Here is a 2,799-nt window from a genome sequence, read left to right on the forward strand (position 1 = left end):
CCCCATACCGCCCAGCCACCAGATCCGGCCGATCCAGCCGCTCATTCACCCCCTGACACAACCCGGTCTCCACCGACTCATAAGAAGCCCCCGGGTCATTCACACCGTGCAGAAAGATCACTACGCCGGGCAAGTCGGCGGGCACTTCCATTTTGCTGGTGGTGTTGAGGTTGAGGATCAGGCGTGTGTTGCCTTGGGCAACGGCGTATTCATCGGCGCCATTCATTGGGCACCTCCTTTCGGTGTGCCGCTGCGTAGTGCCGATACTTGCGCCTGATGCATCATTTCGCGTTCCACGCGCTCGGTCAGTCCTTCTGCGTTCGTCATTCCTTTCACCAGGCTGCCATCTTCCAGTTTGATTTCATACGAGTGATCCGCTGCTGCCCGCGGGCTTTGTTCGCTGTGGCCGGGGTAGTGGAAGGTGACCTGCTGGGCGGCGGGGTCGCGGCCGAAAGAGGGAATCGCAGCGCTGTCGGTCTTGGGTCCGATCCAGTCGTGTTCGCTGGCGTGCACGGTGACTTTGCCCTGCGAGCCGATCTCGACGCCGCCGCCAATCTTGATGTAACTGCCGTCATCGGCGACCAGGCGAATGGTCGGCGCGGTGATGACCACTTCGCCTTCGACGGCCGAGACGTGCAGGTTTTTCTGGGCATTGAGGGCGATGTCGTCTTCCTGGGCTTGAACCAGTACTTTGCCGCGGTTGGCAATGGCGCTGATGCCTGCGTCCTGAGCGAAAGCTGACAGCCCTTTGCCCGCTTGCAGGTGCATGGCCGCGCCGCTGGTCAATTGCAGGTTGTCCTGCGCGGTGGTGTCGTGATTTTCACCAGCGTAGTGAGCCTGCGAGCGTGGTGTGGCGCTGGCGATGCCTGCTGCTGCGGTCATGGCCAGTACCGGGTCGCCCAGGCCGTTATTATCCGGCGCGGGCCATTGATCGAGCGACTGGCGCAAGGCTTCCATACCTTTGATATCCACCGCCTGTCCGCCACGCGCGGCGGCGGTTTCGCCGAGGGATTTGAACAGCTCGCCGCACTCGGCCAGCAGTTTGAGCAGCTCTTCGCGATCCAGCTGTGAGCCTTTTGCGTCGGTACGCGCATAGGTGGTGAGCAACATGCCCTGCGCGGCACGCAGGGCGATGGCGGCATCGGTGCGCAGTTCTGCGCCGTTGCCGCGTGGCTGGGCGGTGCCGTCAGTACGCGGGTCGGTCAGTTTGCCCAGGTTGAGGGCTGTGGCCTGATGGGTTGTGCCCATGCGCGCGCGCAGTGAGCCTGGCGTGTCATCGAACAGCAATTCGTTGAAGCCGCTGCCTTTATGTTCCTGGGTGCGGATCCCCGACAGCGTGCGGTTTCCCGGCAGCCCCGAGGCCTTGCTGAAGCGTGGCGGCAGATTAATGTTGTTGTAGAGCACCGACGTCACCAGAGGCCGGTCGATATCGCCTGCCAGAAACGTTACCAGCACTTCCTGGCCGATGCGTGGCATGAACTGATGCCCGAAGCCGCTGCCAGCACTGGGCATCGCCACCCTTAACCAGGTGGTGCCTTGCGGCAGGCTGTCGCCGCGCTGCCAATGGAACCTGACCTGTATCCGTGCCAGCTCGTCAGTGAACACTTCCTCACCTTCCGGCCCGACCACGATGGCGCTCAGCGGGCCGTTAATGCTCGGGCGCGCAACGGTGATCGGATGCCGATAGGGGATCTTGTGGCGAATGCACACGAACTCGTTTTTGTAGCCCGCGCTTTCGTCCGACAGGTAATTATTGCTGCCCTCATGCTTGACCGTTATCAGCAGAAAACTGCGATCTTCAGCAGAGCCGCGGTCATGATCAAAATGCTGGGTCAGCTCAAAGGTGTGGCCAGGGTACATGGCGCGGCAGGTACTGTTGCCGGTGAATGTCTTGCCCTGTACTTCAATGGCTTCCAGGCGCTGACGCACCAGGCGTTCACCGTCTTTGAAGGTGCCATGGCTGTAGTGATCGAGCACGTCATACACTTCATACGCGTCGACGTTGCCCTGCTCATTGAGGCTCGGCATGCCGACAGGCAACTGATTACGGGGCTGCTTGTAGTCAAATGTCTGAATGGACATGCGCCCCGATTGCAGGCGTCGATGGCTGCGCCATTCGGTAATCGAGTCCGCTGTCTCGGTAACGGATGCGCTGTGATAACGAATGCTTGGCTGTTGCGGCAGGGGCGAGAGGTCACGCGAGTGATCAAGAATGATCAGCGTGTGCTTTTCCTGATTGTGATCGAAATAGAAGAACAGACCTTCGTGTTCCAGCAACCTCAATACAAAGGTCAGATCGCTTTCACGGTACTGGGTGATGTAACTGTGTGTCTTAAGTGGCTGGCTGAGTTGAAATTCGAAGTCGGGCAACGCGCCATAGGCCGCAAATACCGTTCGGATAACGGCTTCGATGGTCTGTTCCTGAAATATGCGCGAGTCGACGCGTCGCGAGAGCATCCATAGCCAGGGGCTTAGTGTGGCGCTGTAGCGGGCCAGGCCGCCGTCGCTGCCTTCCAGGCTGAAGGCACTGATATAACCATTGATGTAGCGCGATTCGCCGGTGGCGAGTTCTATTGCCAATTGTGCAGGCTGGCCGATCTGCGATTTGAGTTCCAGGCCGGCATCGCGGCTGATCATCGACAACTCGAAACTGAACAGCTCGGACAGGCTTTCAGTACCGGAAAAACGTTCCAGCAGGAGTTCCTGTTCGTCACGGGCAACGGTCGTCAGCTTGATCAAGCGACGGTTTTGTGGCGCAAATAGCGCCGTTAGATCCTTTAACATTGTTGCTCCGTTATA

1 protein-coding gene and 1 pseudogene are annotated in these 2,799 nt (G+C 59.4%); both read right to left on the reverse strand.

Annotated elements, in window-relative coordinates; translation table 11 throughout:
• Positions 1 to 226, reverse strand: a pseudogene (locus tag RYB66_RS03905) (hypothetical protein); the annotation flags it as partial.
• On the reverse strand, positions 223 to 2,784 hold the full coding sequence (locus RYB66_RS03910; protein ID WP_316893861.1) for a type VI secretion system Vgr family protein: 2,562 nt from the start codon (positions 2,782 to 2,784) through the stop codon (positions 223 to 225). The gene RYB66_RS03910 and the pseudogene RYB66_RS03905, both read right to left, overlap by 4 nt.
• Positions 2,785 to 2,799 lie beyond the last annotated feature (15 nt).

The sequence above is a fragment of the Pseudomonas syringae group sp. 243L2 genome (assembly GCF_032587875.1).
GTDB classification, from domain to species: Bacteria; Pseudomonadota; Gammaproteobacteria; order Pseudomonadales; family Pseudomonadaceae; genus Aquipseudomonas; species Aquipseudomonas amygdali.